This window comes from Micromonospora tarensis, from assembly GCF_016803395.1.
Lineage (GTDB): Bacteria > Actinomycetota > Actinomycetes > Mycobacteriales > Micromonosporaceae > Micromonospora > Micromonospora tarensis.
In genome coordinates this window covers 1-1,270 of sequence record NZ_JAEVHL010000512.1, presented here as the reverse complement: position 1 = coordinate 1,270, position 1,270 = coordinate 1, and the positions used below count along the sequence as shown (strand labels likewise).

Here is a 1,270-nt window from a genome sequence, read left to right as displayed (position 1 = left end):
CTGCTCGGCATCGCGGGCCTTCTTCGCCGACGCCGCCGCCTCGTCCGCCGAGCGCTGCGCCTGGTCCGCCGATGCCTTGGCCTGGTCCGCGTAGGTCCGGGCCTGGTTGGCCGAGGCGACCGCCTTGGCAGCCCATGCCTGCGCCTCCGCCGCCGCACCCGCGGCCTGGTAAGCCGCGGCCTGCGCCTCCTGCGCGTTCTGCCGGGCCAGCGCCGCCGTCTGCGCCGCATCCGCCAGGTACGACTCGACGTGGGCCACGTGGCTCGCCGTGTCGGCGTCCCGCTGCTGGGCCTTGAACAGCTCCACTTCCAGGAAGTGGCGCTGGAATGACGGCGGCCCGGTCAGCGCTGCCTGCGCGGCCGCCTGCACCTCGGGCCCGCCGTTGGTCAGCCATCGGGCGATCTCAGCCTGGTCGTCGTCCTCGGCCGCCCGGTACTGCCCGACGGCGAGGAACTCCGCCCAGTCCTCAGGGGTGCCCCGCAGCGCCTCCTGCGCTGCCGCCTTCACCCCCGGCCCGCCGGTCTCCATGATCCGGGCAATGGCGATCTGGTCGTCATCCTCCTTGCCCATGTACCAGCGGTCGGCCAGGAACTGCTTGACCACCGGGTAGGGCAGGCCGAGGGCGTCCACGGCCGCGAGCCGCTCGCCACCGTTGGCCGAGGTGTCGGCTATGTGGCCGACACTGGCGCGGTCGTCCTGCTCCATGGCGGTCGCGACGCCCGTGCGGACGAACGCAACAACTTCCTCCTCGGAACCAACCAGCGCGTTCTCTGCCGCGGACTTGAGCCAACTGCCGCCGGTGCGGACAAGCTGAGCGGCCACCCGACGTCCGTTCGCGACGACGGTCTCGGTGGGCGTGTTCGGGTCTTGTGCCGTGGCCAGCAGGGCCTGTGCCTCGGCGTCCAGCTTTGCCGCCTGCCCGGCTGCCCACGCCGAATCGGCCCTTCTGCTCTCCTCCGCGATCTTCGCGTCCTGCGCCTCGGCGATCATCCGAGCCTTCGACTGCGCCAGCCGCTCGGCCTCTGCGGCGCGGGCGACAGCCGCGATGTTGTGGGCCATGTTGGAAGCCGACTCCGCCGCATCGGCGGCCTGTTTCGCGGAGTCGGCCGCGGTCTGCGCCCGGCCCGCGGCGCCGGCTGCCTCGCCCGCGTGCTTCACCGCCTCTTCGGCCGCGGCGGCCGCATTCTCGGCGTGCTGCGCCGCCTGGTTTGCGGCGTCGCGCGCCTGACGGGCGGCGGTTGCGGCCTCGGCTGCGATGGCCTGTGCCCGG

At 73.4% G+C, this 1,270-nt stretch carries 1 protein-coding gene; it reads right to left on the bottom strand.

Translation table 11 applies throughout. From position 1 onward, the window contains the following. Positions 1 to 1,270, bottom strand: a 1,270-nt coding sequence (locus tag JM949_RS36010) for an ALF repeat-containing protein (protein WP_203152479.1), incomplete at both ends; no start/stop codon positions are given.